The 19,435-nt window shown below is 72.4% G+C and carries 18 protein-coding genes and 2 pseudogenes; 11 read left to right on the forward strand and 9 right to left on the reverse strand.

Annotated elements, in window-relative coordinates; genetic code table 11:
- Positions 1 to 87: 87 nt before the first annotated feature.
- Positions 88 to 372, forward strand: a pseudogene (locus tag HYQ63_RS32460) (hypothetical protein); the annotation flags it as partial.
- Between the two features lie 64 nt (positions 373 to 436).
- On the opposite strand, the gene HYQ63_RS32465 reads toward HYQ63_RS32460, so the two are convergent.
- From HYQ63_RS32465 to HYQ63_RS32485, 4 genes and pseudogenes are all read right to left on the reverse strand, one after another.
- Positions 437 to 1,078: a cutinase family protein gene (locus HYQ63_RS32465; protein ID WP_179937353.1), complete on the reverse strand. Its 642-nt coding sequence runs from the start codon at positions 1,076 to 1,078 to the stop codon at positions 437 to 439.
- An 81-nt stretch (positions 1,079 to 1,159) separates the two neighbouring features.
- Positions 1,160 to 2,581, reverse strand: a complete 1,422-nt coding sequence (locus tag HYQ63_RS45040) for a CdaR family transcriptional regulator (RefSeq protein WP_257232286.1) — start codon at positions 2,579 to 2,581, stop codon at positions 1,160 to 1,162.
- A gap of 122 nt (positions 2,582 to 2,703) precedes the next feature.
- Positions 2,704 to 3,270 (reverse strand): annotated as a pseudogene (locus HYQ63_RS32480) (alpha/beta hydrolase); the annotation flags it as partial.
- 333 nt (positions 3,271 to 3,603) lie between these two features.
- Positions 3,604 to 4,791 carry a magnesium and cobalt transport protein CorA gene (locus HYQ63_RS32485; protein ID WP_179937354.1) on the reverse strand — a complete coding sequence of 396 codons (1,188 nt, stop codon included), beginning with the start codon at positions 4,789 to 4,791 and terminating at the stop codon, positions 3,604 to 3,606.
- Positions 4,792 to 5,132: 341 nt separating this feature from the next.
- On the opposite strand from HYQ63_RS32485, the gene HYQ63_RS32490 reads away from it, so the two are divergent.
- Entirely contained in the window at positions 5,133 to 5,762 is a 630-nt protein-coding gene (locus HYQ63_RS32490; RefSeq protein ID WP_179937355.1) for a TetR family transcriptional regulator, read from the forward strand.
- Between the two features lie 34 nt (positions 5,763 to 5,796).
- Here the strand turns inward: HYQ63_RS32490 and HYQ63_RS32495 are convergent, their stop codons facing one another.
- On the reverse strand, positions 5,797 to 6,642 hold the full coding sequence (locus HYQ63_RS32495) for a LuxR family transcriptional regulator (RefSeq protein WP_257232287.1): 846 nt from the start codon (positions 6,640 to 6,642) through the stop codon (positions 5,797 to 5,799).
- A gap of 111 nt (positions 6,643 to 6,753) precedes the next feature.
- Between HYQ63_RS32495 and HYQ63_RS32500 the strand changes: the two genes are divergently transcribed.
- Both HYQ63_RS32500 and HYQ63_RS32505 read left to right on the forward strand, forming a co-directional pair.
- Positions 6,754 to 8,481, forward strand: coding sequence for an AMP-binding protein (locus HYQ63_RS32500; protein ID WP_179937356.1), 1,728 nt, complete (start codon positions 6,754 to 6,756; stop codon positions 8,479 to 8,481).
- A gap of 53 nt (positions 8,482 to 8,534) precedes the next feature.
- Positions 8,535 to 10,238, forward strand: coding sequence for an AMP-binding protein (locus HYQ63_RS32505; RefSeq protein WP_179937357.1), 1,704 nt, complete (start codon positions 8,535 to 8,537; stop codon positions 10,236 to 10,238).
- A gap of 6 nt (positions 10,239 to 10,244) precedes the next feature.
- Here the strand turns inward: HYQ63_RS32505 and HYQ63_RS32510 are convergent, their stop codons facing one another.
- From HYQ63_RS32510 to HYQ63_RS32520, 3 genes are all read right to left on the reverse strand, one after another.
- Positions 10,245 to 10,934, reverse strand: a complete 690-nt coding sequence (locus HYQ63_RS32510) for a neutral zinc metallopeptidase (protein ID WP_257232288.1) — start codon at positions 10,932 to 10,934, stop codon at positions 10,245 to 10,247.
- A 102-nt stretch (positions 10,935 to 11,036) separates the two neighbouring features.
- Positions 11,037 to 11,963, reverse strand: coding sequence for an alpha/beta fold hydrolase (locus HYQ63_RS32515; protein WP_179937359.1), 927 nt, complete (start codon positions 11,961 to 11,963; stop codon positions 11,037 to 11,039).
- Positions 11,964 to 12,098: 135 nt separating this feature from the next.
- Entirely contained in the window at positions 12,099 to 12,857 is a 759-nt protein-coding gene (locus tag HYQ63_RS32520) for a hypothetical protein (RefSeq protein ID WP_179937360.1), read from the reverse strand.
- A gap of 218 nt (positions 12,858 to 13,075) precedes the next feature.
- Between HYQ63_RS32520 and HYQ63_RS32525 the strand changes: the two genes are divergently transcribed.
- Together HYQ63_RS32525 and HYQ63_RS32530 are read left to right on the forward strand one after the other, a co-directional pair.
- Positions 13,076 to 13,327, forward strand: a complete 252-nt coding sequence (locus HYQ63_RS32525; protein ID WP_009714285.1) for a hypothetical protein — start codon at positions 13,076 to 13,078, stop codon at positions 13,325 to 13,327.
- A complete protein-coding gene (locus HYQ63_RS32530) occupies positions 13,324 to 13,722 on the forward strand; it encodes a helix-turn-helix domain-containing protein (RefSeq protein ID WP_179937361.1) in 399 nt (132 codons plus the stop codon). Before HYQ63_RS32525 ends, HYQ63_RS32530 begins: the two co-directional genes overlap by 4 nt.
- Here HYQ63_RS32530 and HYQ63_RS32535 read toward each other — a convergent pair.
- Positions 13,670 to 14,134 carry a hydrolase gene (locus HYQ63_RS32535; RefSeq protein ID WP_179937362.1) on the reverse strand — a complete coding sequence of 155 codons (465 nt, stop codon included), beginning with the start codon at positions 14,132 to 14,134 and terminating at the stop codon, positions 13,670 to 13,672. The genes HYQ63_RS32530 and HYQ63_RS32535 overlap by 53 nt on opposite strands.
- A 102-nt stretch (positions 14,135 to 14,236) precedes the next feature.
- On the opposite strand from HYQ63_RS32535, the gene uraD reads away from it, so the two are divergent.
- From uraD to HYQ63_RS32560, 5 genes are all read left to right on the forward strand, one after another.
- A complete protein-coding gene (gene uraD, locus HYQ63_RS32540) occupies positions 14,237 to 14,788 on the forward strand; it encodes a 2-oxo-4-hydroxy-4-carboxy-5-ureidoimidazoline decarboxylase (protein ID WP_179937363.1) in 552 nt (183 codons plus the stop codon).
- Positions 14,788 to 15,117 (forward strand): hydroxyisourate hydrolase, encoded by a 330-nt coding sequence (gene uraH, locus HYQ63_RS32545; protein ID WP_179937364.1) that lies wholly within the window; start codon positions 14,788 to 14,790, stop codon positions 15,115 to 15,117. Before uraD ends, uraH begins: the two co-directional genes overlap by 1 nt.
- Positions 15,118 to 15,122: 5 nt before the next feature.
- Positions 15,123 to 16,004 carry a factor-independent urate hydroxylase gene (gene pucL, locus HYQ63_RS32550; protein ID WP_179937365.1) on the forward strand — a complete coding sequence of 294 codons (882 nt, stop codon included), beginning with the start codon at positions 15,123 to 15,125 and terminating at the stop codon, positions 16,002 to 16,004.
- 25 nt (positions 16,005 to 16,029) lie between these two features.
- On the forward strand, positions 16,030 to 17,400 hold the full coding sequence (locus tag HYQ63_RS32555; RefSeq protein WP_179937366.1) for an 8-oxoguanine deaminase: 1,371 nt from the start codon (positions 16,030 to 16,032) through the stop codon (positions 17,398 to 17,400).
- Positions 17,401 to 17,546: 146 nt separating this feature from the next.
- Complete coding sequence (locus tag HYQ63_RS32560) at positions 17,547 to 19,415, forward strand: alpha-L-fucosidase (RefSeq protein ID WP_179937367.1); 1,869 nt, start codon at positions 17,547 to 17,549, stop codon at positions 19,413 to 19,415.
- Positions 19,416 to 19,435: the final 20 nt, after the last annotated feature.

A 19,435-nucleotide genomic window follows, 5' to 3' on the forward strand; every position in this document is an offset into this window, starting at 1 on the left:
CCGTCCCGTCGTAGGGGGCAGTCGGGAGCGCGACAAGGCGTGAACCACCGAGCCACACAAGCTCGGCCGTTCACGGCCGAGAAGGTGACAGAGCATTACTTCCCGACCAAGCTGGTCACCGACCTCCAACTGGCCACCTCGCCGCAGGTGAAGCGGCTCGTCGTCCACCCGAAGGGGCTCACCGCCCATCCGACGCTGACCGTGCTCGCGGGCGACGGCCTGCTCGCGGGCCGTATCCCCTCCGACCTCCACCCCGTGGTCGCCGACGGCTACCAGCACCTCGATGTGCTGACCGCGGCGCCCGCGCAGAACAACGGCCGCCCCGAACCCGTCTCCACGAACCTCGCGGAGTTCGCCCGGGACCCGCGGTAGCCCGTCCCGTCACGGGAGAAGGGCCCGGGAGGATTCCCGGGCCCTTCTCGTGCGCGTACGGGGATCAGACCTTGCCCGCGGCGAAGGTGGCCGCCGCGTCCGCGTTCGCGGTGTAGCCGAGGTGCGCTCCCACGTCGAGACCACCGCTCTGACAGATGGGGTCGCCCTTGGCGCAGAAGTCGATGGTGCGGCTCTGGTAGGTGCCGGTGACGCTCTTGCCGATGGCCCGGATCGGGTTGCCGAACAGCAGCACGGCGGCGACCTTCGGTTCGAGCGCGGCGGGGATCGTGGCGACGATGGGGCTGCCGACCACCGCGCCCGCGCTGCTGATGCCGATCGAGTTGTCGACGACGTTCGCGCCCTGCGAATACCCGACCAGCACGAAACGCTGGTTCGGGCACGCGGCCGCCTGGCTCTTGACGTGGTTCACCACGTCCGCGTTGCCCTGCGCGGCCGAGGTGAGGGAAAGGTTGGCGGGGTAGTTCACCTTGTAGCTGGAGAGGGTTTTGCCGGTGATTTTCTTCTGGAGCGCGGAATACACGGGGTCGCCGACGATGAAGCCGAGGTTGCCCGGTTCGAAGGTGCCGCGGGCCGCGACGACGTCGATGTCGGTGCAGGCGGCGGCCGTTGCCGGGGGCGCCGAGAGGGTGACCAGTCCGGCCCCGCCGAGCAGCGAGAGCGCGGCGAGGCCCAAGCGAATACGCATGGGGGATCCTTTGAGGGTGGGGCGCGTGGAGCGCCTGCGAACAAGGACGTCCCGAAGGTATTCACGTGAACTGACCCAGTGTTATGGCCGGGAATTCAAATAATCCTCGCCTTTTTGTGCGGACGTGAGTCCGGGGGTGAGCGAGGGGAATTCGTTGCGGAGCGCTTCGGCGCGCAGGGCGAGGATCAGATCCAGACGGCTGCCGGGGTCGTGCAGCGCGTCGCCGAACAGCTTCTCCAACTGCCGCAGGCGATAGCGGACCGTCTGCGGGTGGATGTGGAGGCGGGCGGCGACATCGGGCACGTTGCTGCCGCTGAGCAGCCACGCCAGCAGCGTTTCGGCGAGCCGTCCGCGCTGGCCCTCCGAGACGGTGGCGAAGGGCGCGAGGGCCCGCGCCCGGAGCTGGGCCAGCATCGGTTCGTCGCTGTGCAGCAGCAGCGTCGACAGGTGGTCGGCGCAGCGCACCACGCCCTGCCGGGGCAGGATCCCGCGGCCCATCAGCCCCAGCGCCCGGGTGGCCCAGTGCAGCGACCGGGCGGCCTCGACGAGCGGGACGGTGGGGCCGATCGCGGCGGGCCGCCCGCGCAGCGCGAGGGTGAGCGCCCGCCCGCCGAAGCCGCCGGAGCCGGAGCCGAAGCCGCCGGAGCCGGAACCGGAACCGAAGCCGCCCGAACCGCCGAAGCCGCCGGAGCCGGAACCGGAACCGAAGCCGCCCGAACCGCCGAAGCCGCCGGAGCCGCCCGTACCTCCAGAACCGCGGGAGGTGCCCTCGGCCACGGGCACCAGCATCCGGGGCGGCCGGGACTCCATGTCCACCAGCGCCCCCGCCGCCGTCAGCGGCCACTCCTCCTCCCGCTGATCCGGCGTGGCCGCTAGCGCGACGACCGCGACGTGCCCCGGCACCGGCCACCGGGCGGAGTGCGCCAGGTCCTGCACCGCCTCCGGGGCCACCGGCCCCTCGCCCAGCAGCAGTTCGAGCAGACGGCGGCGGCGCCGCTCCAGCTCGTCGGTGCTGCGCAGCCGGGCCTCCGCGTACCCGGCCGCGGCCGCCTCCGCGACCTCGTGCACGGTACGGAACGCCAGCTCGCCCAGGGCGGCCACGACCGCGGAGTCCAGGCCCAGTTCCTCCGCCGTACGGCCCATCAGCCGCCACGCGTGCAGGCCGCCGACCCGCAGCGCGGACTGGAGCGCGTCCAGGCTGCGGCCCTCCAGCGCCTCGCCGCGCCCGAGTTCGTAGTACGTCGTGGTGATCGAGGCGCCCTGGCCGCGCGGTTCGGCGATGTGGTCGACGAACAGGGTCAGCGCCTGGACGACCCCCGACCTGAGGTGCGCGCGGTACGTCCCGTCGCCCGGCCGCGCGTACTCCGGGACCTGTCGGCGCACCTCCTCCTCCACCTCGTCGGCGACGGCCGTCAGCTGGTCGCGCAGCAGTTTGGCCAGTTCGGGAGGGACCGGGGCGGCCTCGGGGCCGTCCGGTGCGCTGTGCGGGGTGGGGGCGGCCACGGCGGACCCTCCGTTCAGCCGGAAGCGGCTCACCCGCGGGCCGTTGCCCGGGGCACGCGGGGTGCGTCCGGGGTTGGACGGAAGTCCCCTGCGCTCCGTTCCGTGCCCCGACGGCAGCGTCCTCACTCCGGCACTCCCAGCGCACCGGCGAGCATCGGCCACGACGCGGTGAACTCCCGCTTCCAGTAGGTCCAGCTGTGTCCTCCTCCCGCGTAGTAGTGGGTCGTGACCGGGATGCGCAGCAGCGCGAGCCAGTCGGTGAAGGAGTGGGCGGAGGGCCACAGCACGCTCTCCAGCGCCTCGGGGAGCCAGTCGCCGATGCCGCCGACCACCCCGCTGCCGCTGGACACGTACAGCGGTGTGCCGCGCAGCCCCTCGGCGCGGGCCCGTGGGTTGAAGTCGCGCCAGGTGAGCACGTTCAGGACCGGGCTGCCCCACAGGGAGCGGGGCGGCAGCTTCTCGCGGGCCACGATGGCGTCCATCAGGGCGGGCATGCCGGGCGCCATGGTGTCGAGGGTGCCGCTGTACGAGGCCGCGGCGCCGAACAGGCCCGGGTGGCGGGCCGCGTGCGCCATCGCGCCGTAGCCGCCCGTGGACACCCCGGCGACGGCCCGGACGCCGGAGGCCCGCCAGTCGCGCGCGAGCAGCGCGGGCACCTCGGTGAGCTGGAACGCCTCGTAGTCGGGGCCGACCGGTCAGAGCGGGATGTTGCCGTGCCTGCGCTCCGACATCGCGGTGCGCTTGCCGCGCAGCGGGCGCAGGACGCGGCAGACGTGGGAGCGGGTGTTGCGCGGGGCGAGATCGGCGATGCGGGAAGCCGGGGATGCGGTGGATGCCGGAGAGGTTGGGGGGTGCTTGGGATGTTCGGAATGTCGTCGCTTCTGGCGTCACAGCCACCTCCGAAGGGGCCTTCGAACATGGCAGCGCAGGAGGGGCGGACCGGGACTATCGCGGTCGCGTGTGGCCGAGGTGAGTCCCGGCGGGCCGGGCTTCGTGCGTGGAAGACAACGTTCCGGCGGGACTCAGAGCCAGTCGCGCCGCTTGAAGATGACGTACAGGCTGACGCACACCACCGCCATCAGCAGCAGGGCGAAGGGATAGCCCAGCGCCCAGTGCAGCTCCGGCATGTGCGTGAAGTTCATGCCGTAGATGGTGCCGACCAGGGTCGGGGCGAAGAGGATGGCCGCCCATGCGGAGATCTTCTTGACCTCCTCGTTCTGCTCGAAGCCCGCCTCGGCCAGCGCCCTCATCTCGGCGTTCTGCTGCTGGGTGACCAGGGTGGCGTTGACCGCGAGGATGTCGGTGAGGGCCGAGCGGAAGCCGTCCACGCGCTCGCTGGTGTGGGTGACGTGGTCGGCGACGTCCCGCAGGTAGCGCTGGAGCTCCTCGTCGGTGCCGTACTTGTCGAAACCGGCCATCAGCCCGCGCAGCATCCCCACCAGCGGGCGGGTGGCGCGCTGGAACTCGACCATTTCGCGGGAGAGTTCGTAGATGCGGCGCGATACGGCGGGGTCGCCGCGGAAGACCTCGGTCTCGATCTCGTCGATGTCGTTCTGCACACCCGACACGACCGGGGCGTAGCCGTCCACCACCGCGTCCAGGATGGCGTACAGCACGGCCTCCGGGCCGAGGGCCAGCAGCTCCGGGGTGGACTCCATCCGGGCGCGCACCGCGGACAGGTCCGGGGCGGCGCCGTGCCGGACGGTGATGACGAAGTCGGGGCCGACGAAGACGTGCAGCTCGCCGAAGTCCACCTCCTCGACCGCGTCGAGGTAGCGGGCCGCGCGCAGCACCACGAAGAGCGTCTCGCCGTAGCGCTCCAGCTTGGGCCGCTGATGCGCCTCCATCGCGTCCTCGATGGCCAGCTTGTGCAGATCGAATTCCTCGGCGACCGACAGCAGCTCCGCCTCGGTCGGCCGGTACAGCCCGATCCACGCCATCGCGCCCGGCTCCTCGCGCAGCCGCCGGAAGGTGGCGGCCAGGCCGTCGGGCGTGCCGACCCGGCGGCCGTCGCGGTAGACGGCCGCGTCCACCACGCTCTGCTCGTCGGCGACCGCGGTGCCGTCGACCGCGGCGGGCGCGGTCCCGGCGGGCGGCTGACCCGCCCCGGCCCCGGCGCGCGGGCCGTGGCCCGCCCCGCGTGCCGCCGTGGGCCGCAGCCAGGGGTACTTCTTCAGCGGGCGCGGGGTGTGGGATCGGCGCTCGGACATGAGGGGTCCTTTACGGGTAGCTGGCGCCGGGTGGCCGGCGCTGGGCGGGGCATCCGGGCACCGCCCCGGGGCGCCGGGCGCGCTGCGCTCAGCGCGGCCGGGCCGGGGTGGCGGCTCGCGGCATGCGACTGGGAGGTTCGCTGGTCATCGCGTAGACCTCACCTCCTTGTCGCGGTCCCCTCGGCGCGGGCGCGCGGACCACTGGCCTCAGTGCAGGATATCCCCCGATATGCCCAGGCCGCGGCCGGGGCGGGCGGCCCGCCCGCGCTGTCGTCGTGCCGTCGATGAGCGCGGGTACCCGCGCCTGGCGCGCCAACGACTGTTTGCCTACGATTGTTGGCATGAACGATCCCGGGCGGCGCCTCCCCTCCGGAAGCGAACCCGTCCCGGACCCGGCGGACGGCCCGACAGACGGCCCGGCGGGCGGCCTGACGGGCGCCCGCAGCTCCGACCGCACCCGCGCCGCCATCCTCCGCGCCGCCCGCGCGCACTTCGCCCGGCACGGCTACGAGCGCACCACCATCCGCGCCGTCGCCGCCGACGCGGCCATCGACGCCTCGATGGTCATGCGCTACTTCGGCAGCAAGGAGAACCTCTTCGACGCGGCCCTCACCATCGACCTGCGGCTGCCCGACCTCGCCGCCGTGGCCCGCGACGACCTCCCGCGCGTCCTCGTACGCCACTTCCTCGACCGCTGGGAGGGCGACCCCGCCGACGACGCCCTGCTCCTCCTGCTGCGCTCCGCCGTCACCCACGAGCGGGCCGCCGAGCGGATGCGCGAGATCTTCGCCGAGCAGGTCGCGCCCGCCCTCGGCGAGGCCGTCGACCCGCGCCGCGCCGGGCTGGTCTCCGCCCAGCTGCTCGGCCTCGCCCTCACCCGCTATCTGCTGCGCGCCCCGGGCGTGACCGCCCTGACGCCGGACGAGGTCACCGAGCTGTACGCCCCGGCCCTCGCCGCGGTGCTCTCATAGCCGCAGCGGCAGCAGTCACCGCACCATGACATTCCTACGGCAGCAGGCCCGCGCGCCGGGCCTCGACCACCGCGTGCAGGCGGGTGCGCGCCCCCAACTTGCGCATGCACGACCGCAGGTAGCTCTTCACCGTCTCCGGCCGCAGCCCCAGCCGGTCGGCCGCCGCCGAGTTCGTCGCGCCCGAGGCGACGCAGGCCAGGACGTCCACCTCGCGCGGGGACAGTCGCACGCGTCCGCGGGACGCGGAGTCACCGCCCGACGAGGCGCGGGCCAGGCGGCCGCAGGCGCTCAGGATCTCCTCCCGCAGCTGCGGGTCGGCCACCCGGTGGGCCAGGGCCCGGAGGTCGACATGGGCCGCGCGGACCTCCTCCCAGATCGCCGGGTCGGGCTCGGGCTCCGGCGCCGGCTGCTCCGCGACCGTCATCAGCCGCTGTGCCTCGTCCTGTGCGGCGAGGGCCCGTTCCAGCTCGCGGGCGGCCTCCACCGCCGTGCTCAGCGCGCGGTCGCCGAGGATCAGCGGCTGCCGCAGCGCGCCGTACAGGACGCCGCGCACCCGGCCCCGGACGACCACCGGGACGGCCATCATCGAGCGCAGCCCCTCGGCGCCGACCGCGCCGTCGTATTCATGGCTGATCGCGCGGGAGACGGGGTAGTCGATCACGGATATCGGCCGGGACAGGGTCAGGACCTTGCCGCCGAGCCCGTTGCCCGCCGCGATGGCGAGCCCGCGCAAGGAGTTCGTGGTGGTTCCGGTGAGTTCGGAGATGCGGAACTGCTGTGCGCCGGAGAACAGTCCGCCGAAGGCGACGGGCAGCCCGCCGCGTCGGCGCATCCGCAGCAGTGCTGTCCGTATGTCTACGGCACGCTCCGATTCCGCCACGGTCGCCTCCCCGAAACGCCGTCACCCCCGTCCGGGGGTGGTGAGACACAGATCACCCGTCGCACGATGCTAGCGAGCGGCACGTCAAATCAGGAGGACGAAGTGACAGCAATGAGTCCGTCTCACGAATTCCGCGTGGCACGGGACTTCCTTCTCGACCGCCGCGAGGATTACGCGGCGGCGTACGAAGGGTTCAGCTGGCCCCGCCCGGAGCGCTTCAACTGGGCCCTGGACTGGTTCGACCGGATCGCGGAGGGGAACGGACGCACCGCCCTGCACATCGTGGAGGAGGACGGCCGGGAGACCCGGCTGAGCTTCGACGCGATGCGCCGCCGCTCCGACCGGGCCGCGAACTGGCTGCGCGCGCGGGGCGTGCGGCCGGGGGACCGGATCGTGGTCATGCTCGGCAACCAGAAGGAGCTGTGGGAGACCGCGCTGGCGGCGATGAAGCTGCGCGCCGTCGTCATCCCCGCCACCCCGCTGCTCGGCCCGCTGGACCTGGCGGACCGCATCGGCCGCGGCCGGGCGAAGCACGTGATCGTGCGGGCGGAGGACACCGGCAAGTTCGCGGAGGTGGCGGGCGGCTACACCCGGATCGCGGTCGGCGGAGACAGCGGATACGACGGCGCGCCGGACGGCTGGCTGGCGTACGAGGACGCCAAGACGGACGCCGTGCCGGACGGGGCGCCGGACGAGGCGACGGCCGCGGCGGACCGCTTCGTACCGGACGGGCCGACCCTCGCCTCCGACCCCCTCATGCTCTACTTCACCTCCGGCACCACCGCTCAGCCCAAGCTCGTCCAGCACACCCACATCTCGTACCCCATCGGCCATCTGTCGACGATGTACTGGGTCGGGGTCAGGCCCGGAGACGTCCACCTCAACATCTCCTCCCCGGGCTGGGCCAAGCACGCCTGGTCCAACCTCTTCGCCCCCTGGAACGCCGAGGCGACCGTCTTCATCCACAACTACACCCGCTTCGACGCCACCCGGCTCATGGCCGAGATGGACCGCTGCGGCGTCACCACCTTCTGCGCCCCGCCCACCGTGTGGCGCATGCTCATCCAGGCCGATCTGACGCAGCTGCGACGCCCCCCGCGGGAGGCCGTCGCCGCCGGTGAGCCGCTGAACCCGGAGGTCATCGAGCACGTCCGGCGCGACTGGGGCGTGACGATCCGGGACGGCTTCGGCCAGACCGAGACCGCCGTCCAGGTCGCCAACACCCCCGGTCAGCCGCTCAAGACCGGCTCGATGGGCCGCCCGACGCCCGGCTTCAGCGTCGTCCTCCTGGACCCGGTCACCGGCGAACCCGGCGACGAGGGCGAGATCAGCCTCGACCTGACCGGACGGCACGGCCGCCCGGTCGGCCTGATGACGGGGTACGAGGGCGACGAGGAGCGCACCGCCGAGGCCACCGCGGGCGGTTACTACCGCACCGGCGACATCGGATCGCGCGACGCGGACGGCTACATCACCTACATCGGGCGCGCGGACGACGTATTCAAGGCGTCCGACTACAAGATTTCGCCCTTCGAGCTGGAGAGCGCCCTGCTGGAGCACGAGGCGGTCGCCGAGGCCGCCGTCGTCCCCGCGCCCGATCCGCTGCGGCTGGCCGTGCCGAAGGCGTACATCGTGCTGGCCGAGGGCTGGGAGCCGGGGCCCGAAACGGCGAAGGTGCTGTTCGCGCACTCCAGGGCGGTGCTGGCGCCGTACAAGCGGGTGCGGCGGCTGGAGTTCGCGGAGCTGCCCAAGACGGTGTCGGGCAAGATTCGCCGGATCGAACTACGGGAACGCACGGCGAGTGGAGATGGCGTCGAGTTTCATGAGGGAACCTCATGAACAGCAGCTCCCCTTCATGTGACCAACACGGCATGTGACCGCAAGGAGACACCATGACCGACCCGATCTCCGAGGCACCGCCCCCGGCCCCCGCCGCCCTGTCGTACGCGAGCGGCACCGGGGGCCTGCCGCTGCTCGGCGACACCATCGGCGCCAACCTCGCCCGGGCCATCGCGGCTTACGGCGACCGCGAGGCGCTGGTCGACGTCCCCTCCGGCCGCCGCTGGACGTACGCCGAGTTCGGCCGGTCGGTCGAGGAGGTCGCGCTCGGGCTGATGGCCAAGGGGGTCGGCAAGGGCGACCGGGTCGGCATCTGGGCGGTCAACTGCCCCGAATGGGTGCTGGTGCAGTACGCCACCGCACGCATCGGCGCGATCATGGTCAACGTCAACCCCGCCTACCGCGTCCATGAGCTGCGGTACGTGCTGCGGCAGGCCGGGGTGTCGGTCCTCGTCTCGTCCACCGAGCACAAGGACAGCGACTACCGCCGCATGGTCGAGCAGGTGCGCGCCGAATGCCCCGCCCTGCGCGACGTCGTCTACATCGGCGACCGCACCTGGGACGGCCTGGTGCGCGCGGGCGAAGGGGTGCCGAAGGGGAAGCTGGCCGAGCGCGAGGCCCGGCTGTCCTGCGACGACCCGGTCAACATCCAGTACACCTCGGGCACCACCGGCTTCCCCAAGGGCGCGACCCTCTCCCACCACAACATCCTCAACAACGGCTACTTCGTGGGGGAGACGGTCGGCTACACCGAGCGCGACCGGATCTGTCTGCCGGTGCCCTTCTACCACTGCTTCGGCATGGTGATGGGCAACCTGGGCGCCACCACCCACGGCGCCTGCGTCGTCATCCCGGCCCCCGCCTTCGACCCGGCAGCCACCCTCTCCGCCGTCGAACGGGAGCGCTGCACCTCGCTGTACGGCGTCCCCACCATGTTCATCGCCGAGGTGGCCCTGCCCGACTTCGCCACCTTCGACCTCTCCTCCCTGCGCACCGGGATCATGGCCGGATCGCCCTGTCCGGTGGAGGTGATGCGGCGGGTGGTCGCCGAGATGCACATGGCCGAGGTGTCCATCTGCTACGGCATGACCGAGACCTCCCCGGTCTCCACCCAGACCCGGCGCGACGACGACCTCGCGCGCCGCACCGGCACGGTCGGCCGGGTGCTGCCGTACGTCGAGGTCAAGGTCATGGACCCGGCCACCGGCCTGACCGTTCCCCGCGGCACCCGGGGCGAGCTGTGCACCCGCGGCTACTCGGTGATGCTCGGCTACTGGGAGGAACCGGAGCTGACGGCCGAGGCGATCGACCCGGCGGGCTGGATGCACACCGGGGACCTGGCGGTGATGGACGAGGACGGCTACGTCCAGATCGTCGGCCGGATCAAGGACATGATCATCCGGGGCGGGGAGAACGTGTACCCGCGGGAGATCGAGGAGTTCCTGCACACCCACCCCAAGATCGCCGATGTGCAGGTGGTGGGCGTACCGGACGAGAAGTACGGCGAGGAGATCCTGGCCTGCGTGATCCTGCGCGAGGGCGCCACCGCGCTCACCCGTGACGAGCTGGCCCGCTTCTGCCGCGGTCGGCTGGCCGCCTTCAAGGTGCCGCGCCATCTGCGCGTCATGGACGCCTTCCCGATGACGGTCAGCGGCAAGGTCCGCAAGGTCGAGCTGAGGGAGGCGGGCGCCCGCGAGCTGGCGGGGGTGCCGGAGTCCCGTACCGACCCGGACCGGAGACCCCAGCCCACGCGATAACGCGTTCTATTGCACCGCGTTCGGGAGGCAGCCCTTCACCCCGGACTCGGCGCCCCGGCTGAACGCCGACACCCGCTGCGAGGCGTTGCCGTGGTCGGAGGTGTCCGTCCACGGCGTCTCGTCGGCGAGCGCCGACAGCGCGTCGGCCAGCTCGTCCGTATCGCCGTCCTCGAAGGTCAGCGTGTTGTCGCGGGCCGCGCCGAAGAGGACGGCACCGGCCAGGCAGTCGGCCTGGAGTTCGCGGGCCAGATCGACCAGGCCCGCGTCCAGCCGGTTCTGGATGGCGTGCCCCCACTCATGGGCGATCACCAGGTAGACCCAGGCGTCGCCCCGCTGGTGGCCCGCCCGCATCAGGTCCATGTCCCACGCCACGTAGTCGCTGCCCGGGCAGTAGACGGCGTTGTCGTTGGGGAGCGGGGTGCCGCCGCAGGCGGGCGCGGTGCCGGTGGCGCCGTCGTACGCGCCCAGGACCCGCGGCGGGCGATAGGTGCCGGTGAAGAACTCGTTCCAGTGGGTGGACCAGTAGGTGTTGGTGATGGACACCGCCGCGTTGATGTCCCCCTCCACGCTGTCCCCCGTCCCCGGATCGGGCACGCTCGGCGTGGTCGCGGACCGGCTCGTCTCCGACGGCTGCGGCAGCCCACCACCGCCGCAGCCGGCGACCGTCAGCAGGGTCAGGACGGTCGCGACGGTCACGAGCCACGCCGCGATCCTCGGGTACCACGGAACAGCCATCGAATGCGGCCTCCGGCCGGTCGTGAACGGTGGGGGCGGTGCCTCAACCGAAGCGCCCCCCGGTCATGAGCGCAAGTCCAGGCCGGAGGTGAAGGAGCGCACCAGCTCCGCCAGCGCACGCGGGCGCTCCAGCAGCATCGCGTGCGACGCGTCCAGCGTGTGCACCGCGATGTGCGGGCGGTCGGCGGCGAGCGCCGCCAGATGTGTTTCCAGCCCCTTCAGGTGCGCGGCCATCAGCTCGCCGAACCACGCCAGCTCCGGGCCCTGGTCCGCGAGCCGCGTGCCGCGGACGAGCAGCAGCGGGCGGGTCAGCCGGCGGTAGACGGCGAACATGTCCAGCTCCTCCAGCGCGTCCAGCATCTCCACCCCCCGCTCCCGCTCGGGCCGCAGATACAGCTGCCCGTCGCCGGTCTCGCCGAGCGACCGCTGTATGCCCTCCTCCAGCAGCTCGGGCGCGAAGCCCAGCTGGTCGGCCATGGCGGCCTGCTGGGCGCGTACGGTCTCCAGCCCCTCGGGCGGGAACGCCTGGCCCGAGGCGGCCCGGGCGAACTGCCGGGCCCGGTCCAGGCCCTCGGCCACGGTCTGCGGGTCGAGCCCGGCGTAGTGCTCGGGCCGCCCCAGCCCGAAGCCGTCGAGGTTGATCGCGCCGGGGGTGTGCGGGTGGGCATCTGCGTACAGCGCGGCCAGCATGCCGCCGAGCGAGTGGCCGACGAGCACCGCCTCCGGGACGCCGCACGCGTTCAGGACGGCCTCGATGTCGCCGAGCACGGCCGCGCTCGTCCAGCGTTCCGTCCCGCGCTCCGAGCGGCCGTGCGCCCGCAGGTCCATCGAGAGGACCCGGTGATCGGCGACCAGCTCCTCCGCGATCCCCGACCAGTCGGCGAGGGTGCGGCCGGCGCCGTGGATCAGCAGCAGCGGGACACCGCTGCCGCCGTGGTCGCGGACGGCCAGGGTGACGTCGGCGTGGTCGACGGTGAGATCAGTGGGCATGGTTGAGCGCTCCAAGAGGTCGTGGACGGGATCGGGGACCACGGTAGAGCGCCGGAGAACGGCGAAGATCGTCCGCGAAGAGGAGGCGAAACGGCCCTCGTTCGGGTGACAATGAATGAGGCTCATCCGCGGGGCTCATCCGCGGGGCGGGCCACAGCGGATCAGCGCGTCCGCGGGATCGTTGACGGGCTGTGGGGTGCCGGTCAGGTCCATGATGAAGAGCGGAATGTGCAGCGCGTCCGCGCGGGCCCGCGCCTCCCTGGCGTAGCCCGCCAGCGAGAAGAAGACGCTCAGCGCCGACTCGTTGAGCCCGTTCAGCCACAGGCACTCGACCTCGCGCAGCCCGGTGGGGCGGGTGGTCGGATCGACCTGGGCGACGACGCCCTTCCCGTACAGGTCCACCCCGGACGCCTCCGGGTCGTCCGGCCGCCGCAGACACCCGAAGCCGAGCCACCGCAGATACTGGGCGGCGGCGGTGACCGCGTCCCGCGCGGTACGGATCGTCACCGGCCGGAACGCCGGGCGCGCCCCGGGCTCGCCGTCCTGCGTACCGCCCGGGGCCTGCGTACCCCCCGGGGCCTGCGTACCGCCCGGGGACGGGGCCTGCGGCACCGGCTGCACCGGCCCCGGCGCGACCGGGACGACCGGCACCCGGACGACCGCCCCGCATCCGCAGCCGAACTCCGGCTGCGGCCAGTGGCCCTGACGCCCGCAGGACGGGCAGTCCACCGTCACCCATATGTCCTGCCACGTGCGGTGCCCGATCTCCTCCGGCGTGCCGTCGCGCAGCACCGGGAGGGTGAGCGGCGCGCCGCACGAGCACGGGAAGGTGGGCGGAGTGAACGACTGCTCGCGGCGGCACGCGGGGCAGCGCACCGGCACGCTCTCTGTCATCTGACGCTCCGTAGCGGATGTCTGCGGTAACTGGGCCATGCTCCACGAAGCGGGGGAGTGACGGGAGGGACTTGGGCGTTCTGCCCACCTCCAGTGGGACGCCCGTGTGAGGCCCGGCTGGACGCCTGGCGGATGGCGGCCGGAGCCCGCGTCGGGTGAGCGCGGGGGACACGCTCGAGGGCTGCCGGAGGCGCGGCCGGGCGCAGTAGGTTGGCCGCGTGAGATTGAGGGTTGAGTTCACCACCGAGCCGTTCGACCTCGACGAGGTGCCGCCGCATGCCGTGGTCGCCCGCGAGGCGGTTCAGGCCGCACCGCTGGACACCGTCGACGTCGGCCCGTTCGGCAACACCGCGGAGGGCCGCGCGGACGCCGTGCTGGCCGCCGTGGACGACCTGTTGCGCAAGTCCCTGGAGGCGGGCGCCACCCGGGTGTCGCTCCAGGTCAACGTCGTCGCGGAGCCCGACGCGTGACCGGCCCCGCGGACCACCCCTTCGTCTCGGCGGTCCGGCCGCTGGTCGACGCGATGGGCGGCGAGATGATCGCCCCGGACCGGGCCCGGGACGACGACGTGGTGCTGTCCTGGGAGGGCCGCGCGGTCGTGGCCGTGCGCCTGCCCCACCTCTCGGCGTCCCTCGACCACATCCTCGCCGACCTCCAGCGCCGCCACGGTGTCCCGCTGTCGGCCCTGGACCGCAAGACGAAGCAGGGAATCGTCCGCGCCCTCGAACAGCGCGGCGCCTTCACGGTGCGCCACGGCGTCGAAACGGTCGCGAGCGCTCTCGGCGTGAGCCGCTTCACCGTCTACAACTACCTCAACCGGGAGAAGGGCGCCGAGCGCTCGGAGCCCGAGCGCTCCGAGCCGTGACCCGCTTGACGCCGATCAGGGTGCGGTAGCGGGGCCGGGCGGCGAAGGCGCTCAGGGGCCATACGGCGGGGAGCCCGGCCTCGGCGCACAGGTGGAGGACCTGGTCCGGCCCGGCCCAGACGCCCACGTGGGCGCCGTACGCGTCGTCGGTGGCGTTGAAGAGCAGCAGGTCCAGGGGGCGGGGCGCCGTGACGCGGGTCGTCGTCGCGCTGTCGGCCCACAGCTCGCCGGAGCGCAGGGCGGGCGGTTCCAGGCCGTGGTGGCGGAGTACCGCGTACGCGAACAGCTGGCAGTTGGCGCCCTCGGCGAGGTCCGGGCGCTCGGCGACCGCCGGGGAGCCGGGGAAGCGCGCGCCGACGTAGGGCACGGACCAGAACCGGTCCGGCAGCCGTGCGGCGAGGTCAGCGGTCATGGGCCCATCCTGGCGTGCCCGGGCGGTGCCCGGAACCCACGTTTCCGGCCTTCTCTTCAACAAAGTGTTGACGCATCCCGGGGAAGCTCTTAGCTTTCGGGTGTGACTACCAGCGCTCCACCGGGCCTGGCCCGGTTCAACGCGGCGGACCGGCCGGACGTGGCCGCGCTGCTGCACGCGGTGTGCACCAGCCGGGCCTGGGGCGCGGCGGTGGCCGACGGGCGGCCTTACCGCCACGTGGACGCCCTGCTCGACGCGTCCGACGCGGCCATGGCCGGGCTGACCGGTGCCGATCTCGCCGAGGCCATGGCCGGGCATCCGCCCATCGGCCGCCCGACGCCGGGCGACGCCACCTCGGCGCGCGAGCAGAGCGGGGTGGGCGACGAGCTGCGCGCGGAGCTGCTGGAGCTGAATCTCGCGTACCAGGAGCGCCACGGCCACGTCTTCCTGATCTGCGCCACCGGCCGCACCGGCGAGGAGATGCTCGTCGCCCTCCGCCGCCGGATCGGCAACGACACCGGCACCGAACGCGAGATCGTCCGCACCGAACTGGGAAAGATCAACCGCATCCGGCTGACCCACCTCGTGACCGCGGAAGCGTCAGACACTGCGGAAGCGGCAGACACCGCGGAAGCGGCGGAAGGAGAGCGGTGATGGCGACCGCCACCTCCGTGTCCACGCATATCCTGGACACCAGCCTGGGCCGCCCGGCCCCCGGCGTCCCCGTCGAGCTGTCGGTGCGCCCCGCGGGCGGTGCCGACTGGGCGGCGCACGCCGCCTCCCGCACCGACCCGGACGGGCGCTGCAAGGATCTGCCCGCCCTGCCCGAGGGCACCACCCACGTACGGCTGCGTTTCGAGACCGAGTCGCGCGGGCCCTTCTTCCCGGAGGTGACGGTCGTGTTCGCCGTCGAGCCCGGCGAGCACTACCACGTGCCGCTGCTGCTCACCCCGTTCGGCTACTCCGTATACCGAGGGAGTTGAGCCCGATGCCCATGCTCGGCCAGAACCAGTACGGCAAGGCGGAGACCCGCGTGGTCCGGATGGTGCGCGACGGCGACGTCCACCACATCAAGGACCTGAACGTCTCCGTCGCGCTCTCCGGCGACATGGCGGACGTCCACCGCCACGGCGACAACACCGGCGTCCTGCCGACCGACACCATGAAGAACACGGTGTACGCCTTCGCCAAGGAGCGCGGCATCGCCACCGCCGAACACTTCGGCATCGAGCTGGCCCGCCACTTCGTCGGCAGCCAGGAGACGATCCGCACCGCCCGCGTCCGGATCGAGGAGTACGCCTGGGAGCGGATCGAGACCGGAGCCGAGGCCCGGCACTCCTTCGTCCGCGCCGGGCAGGAGACCCGTACCGCCCAGGTCCGCTACGACGGCCGGGACTGGGAGGTGCTCTCCGGCCTGCGGGACCTCACGGTCATGAACTCCACCGACTCCGAGTTCCACGGATACGTCAAGGACCCGTACACGACCCTGCCGGAGGCGCGCGACCGCATCCTCGCCACCGATGTGCACGCCCGCTGGCGCCACGCCTGGAGCGACGCCGCGCAGCCGGAGCCGGACTGGGACGCCGCGTACGACGGGACACGCGCCGATCTGCTGGCCGCGTTCGCCGAGACGTACTCGCTCTCGCTCCAGCAGACGCTGTACGCGATGGGCACGCGCGTCATAGAGCGGCGCCCCGGGATAGACGAGATACGGCTCTCGCTGCCCAACAAGCACCACTTCCTGGTCGACCTCGCGCCCTTCGGCCTCACCAACGACAACGAGGTCTACTTCGCCGCCGACCGGCCGTACGGGCTCATCGAGGCCACCGTCCTGCGGGACGGCGCCGAGTCCAGGATTCCCACCGACTGACCCCCGACCCGAAGGGCCACGCCCCGTGCACCGCATCGTCATCGAGAACTGCGCCATCGCGACCGTGGACGCGCAGGACACCGAGCACGCCTCGGGCCATGTCGTCGTCGCGGGCAACCGCATCGAGTCGGTGGGCCCGGGCCCCGCGCCGCGGGGCCTGGACGGGGTGGCGCGCCGGGTCGACGGCACCGGCCATCTGGTCACCCCGGGCCTGGTCAACACCCATCACCACTTCTACCAGTGGCTCACCCGCGGCCTCGCCCAGGACCACAACCTCTTCGACTGGCTGGTGGCGCTCTACCCCACCTGGGCCCGGATCGACGAGCCGATGGTGTACGCCGCCGCCCGCGGCTCGCTCGCGATGATGGTGCGCGGCGGCGTCACCACCGCCATGGACCACCACTACGTCTTCCCGCGCGGCGCGGGCGATCTGCTGGGCGCCGAGATCCGCGCGGCGCGCGAGCTGGGCGTGCGGTTCACCGCCGCGCGCGGCTCCATGGACCTCGGCAGCTCGGATGGCGGGCTGCCGCCGGACTTCGCCGTCGAGACCACCGAGGGCGCCCTGGCCGCGACCGAGGAGGCCATCGACACCCACCACGACCCCTCGCCGGACGCAATGCTGCGGATCGCGGTCGCGCCCTGCTCACCCTTCTCCGTCACCACCGAACTGCTGCGGGAGAGCGCCGAGTTGGCCCGCCGCAAGGGCGTGCGGCTGCACACGCACGGCTCGGAGACGGTCGAGGAGGAGAAGTTCTGCCACGAGCGGTTCGGGATGGGGCCGACCGACTACTTCGCTGACACCGGCTGGCTCGGCGAGGACGTGTGGATGGCCCACTGCGTCCACATGAACGACGCCGACATCGCCGCCTTCGCCCGCACCGGCACCGGCGTCGCCCACTGCCCGTCGTCCAACGCCCGGCTCGCCGCCGGGATCGCCCGGGTGCCGGATCTGCTCGCCGCGGGCGTGCCGGTGGGGCTCGGGGTGGACGGCACCGCCTCGAACGAGTCCGGCGAGCTGCACACCGAGCTGCGCAACGCGCTGCTGATCAACCGGCTCGGCGACCACCGCGAGAAGGCGCTGACGGTCCGCCAGGCGCTGCGGCTCGGCACCCACGGCGGCGCCCGGGTGCTGGGCCGCGAGGGCGAGATCGGGTCGCTGGAGCCGGGCAAGCTGGCCGACCTGGTGCTGTGGAAGCTGGACGGCATCGGCCACTCGACGATCGCCGACCCGGTCGCGGCGCTGGTGCTGGGCCCGGCGGCGCCGGTGACCCTGTCGCTGGTGAACGGCGAGCCGGTGGTGGAGGCGGGGCGGCTGCTCACCGCCGACGAGGACGCCATCGCGCGCGACGCGCGGGACGAGGCGCGGCGGCTGGCCCGTATCGCCGCGGAGGGGTGATACATCGGAGGGGTCGGGTCTCCCTGATGGCTATGTGGCGGCCATGGCTCTTTATCTCCCGTTGACATCCCACCTTTGCGGTTCTAGGTTCCGGTACGCGGCTGGCCAGCCCTCCTGTCCGACCACCCATGAGCACAGGAGCCGCCATGCGTGTGTCCCCACGGGCGTTATCCCTGTCCGGCCTGTCCCGAGGGCTGAGCCTGCTGCTCGGCCTGTTCCTGGCGCTGACCCTCACCGGACCGTCCGCCGCCGCCGCGCCGTCCGCCGCCGCACCGGAGGCCGACCGGGCGGCCGAACCCGGTCCCGGCACCGACTACGCGGCCGACGACCCGTTCACCTCCGCCCGCACCAGTTGGTGGCGGCAGGACCGGTTCGGGATGTTCATCCACTTCGGCGCGTACTCCCAACTGGAAGGCGAGTACACCCGGCCGGACGGCACCGTGTGCCGGGACGCGGAGTGGATCAAGCGCAACTGCCAGATCCCCATGAGCGACTACGAGGACATGGCGCAGGGCTTCAACCCGTCGTCCTTCGACGCGAAGGTCGTCGTCAAGGCGGCCAAGGACGCCGGTCAGCGCTACATCGTCATCACGTCCAAGCACCACGACGGATACGCGATGTGGCCGACGCAGCAGAACACCTGGAACCTGCGCGACCACTCCTCGTTCGACAAGAAGCGCGACATCCTCGCCGAGCTGAAGACCGCCGCCGACCGGGCCGGGATCAAGCTCGGCTTCTACTACTCCATCTGGGACTGGCACGACCCCGACTTCGCGGACCCGGCCACCTTCCCGCAGTACCGGAAGCGGATGTACGCGCAGCTCAAAGAGCTGATCGACGGCTATGACCCGGCGCTGCTGTGGTTCGACGGCGAATGGGACGCGGACGACCCCACCAACACCTGGTCCCCGAAGGACGGCGAGCAGCTCGAAGCGTATCTGCGCGGTCTCGACCCGGACCTGGTCATCAACAACCGGGTCGGCAAGCGCCGCGTCGTGGACGGCGACTACGGCACCCCCGAGCAGGAGATCCCGGACGCCCAGGTCGACGGCCAGCTCTGGGAATCCTGCATGACCCTCAACGGCCACTGGGGATTCGCGAAGTACGACGAGAACTGGAAGTCGCCCCGGACCCTCGCCCGCAACCTCCTCGACATCGCCGGCCGCGGCGGCAACTACCTGCTCAACGTCGGCCCCGACAAGCTCGGCCGGATACCCCAGCCGTCCGTCGACCGACTGCGCGAGATCGGCTCCTGGCTGGGGACGTCCGGGCAGGGCCGGGCCGTGTACGGCGCGGGGAGCGCCGGGCTGGTGGCCGAGCCCGGATGGGGCGCGGTCAGCCGGTCCGGGAACACGCTCTACGCGTCCGTGACCTCCTGGCCCGCCGCCGGACAGCCCCTCCACCTCACCGCGCGGGCGCCGTTTCAGGTGACCGGGGCGCGGGTGCTGGGCAGCGATCAGAAGGTCGCGGTCACGGCGGCCGGGGACGGCTTCGACCTTAACCCCTCCGGCGGACCGGTCAACGACGTCGCGTCGGTCATCAAGCTGACCGTCGAGCCGTCCGGGGCGTCCGTGCCCCCGGGCCGGGGCACGGGGCTGCGGCAGGAGGTGTTCGCGAACGACACCTTCACCGGGCCGCCCGTCATCACCCGGACCGACCGCACCGTCAACCACGCCTGGCGGAACGCCGGTTCACCGGACGCCCGGGTCCCGGCCGACCGCTTCAGCGTCCGCTGGACCGGCTCCCTGGTGCCGCGCCACAGCCAGACGTACACGCTCACCACCGTCCCCGACGACACGGTACGGGTGTGGATCGACGGCAAACTCCTCATCGACGACACCACGCCGCACACGGCGCAGGTCGACAAGGCGACCGTCGACCTGCGGGCCGGGCAGCGCCACGCCATCAAGATCGAGTACACCGAGCAGACCGGCGAGGCGCATATGAAGCTGCTGTGGTCCAGCCCCGACCAGCCGCAGCAGATCGTGCCGCGCACCCAGCTCCACACGTCGTAACGCCAACACGGCGACCCCAC

Source organism: Streptomyces sp. Rer75 (assembly GCF_013414305.1).
GTDB lineage: Bacteria > Actinomycetota > Actinomycetes > Streptomycetales > Streptomycetaceae > Streptomyces > Streptomyces himastatinicus.

Coding starts and splice junctions, on each gene's coding strand:
- HYQ63_RS32560 (WP_179937367.1), top strand. CDS start 17,547: ATGCGTGTGTCCCCACGGGCGTTATCCCTGTCCGGCCTGTCCCGAGGG.
- HYQ63_RS32520 (WP_179937360.1), bottom strand. CDS start 12,857: ATGACAGAGAGCGTGCCGGTGCGCTGCCCCGCGTGCCGCCGCGAGCAG.
- uraH (WP_179937364.1), top strand. CDS start 14,788: ATGGCGACCGCCACCTCCGTGTCCACGCATATCCTGGACACCAGCCTG.
- pucL (WP_179937365.1), top strand. CDS start 15,123: ATGCCCATGCTCGGCCAGAACCAGTACGGCAAGGCGGAGACCCGCGTG.
- HYQ63_RS32490 (WP_179937355.1), top strand. CDS start 5,133: ATGAACGATCCCGGGCGGCGCCTCCCCTCCGGAAGCGAACCCGTCCCG.
- HYQ63_RS32465 (WP_179937353.1), bottom strand. CDS start 1,078: ATGCGTATTCGCTTGGGCCTCGCCGCGCTCTCGCTGCTCGGCGGGGCC.
- HYQ63_RS32515 (WP_179937359.1), bottom strand. CDS start 11,963: ATGCCCACTGATCTCACCGTCGACCACGCCGACGTCACCCTGGCCGTC.
- HYQ63_RS32505 (WP_179937357.1), top strand. CDS start 8,535: ATGACCGACCCGATCTCCGAGGCACCGCCCCCGGCCCCCGCCGCCCTG.
- HYQ63_RS32500 (WP_179937356.1), top strand. CDS start 6,754: ATGAGTCCGTCTCACGAATTCCGCGTGGCACGGGACTTCCTTCTCGAC.
- HYQ63_RS32535 (WP_179937362.1), bottom strand. CDS start 14,134: ATGACCGCTGACCTCGCCGCACGGCTGCCGGACCGGTTCTGGTCCGTG.
- HYQ63_RS32485 (WP_179937354.1), bottom strand. CDS start 4,791: ATGTCCGAGCGCCGATCCCACACCCCGCGCCCGCTGAAGAAGTACCCC.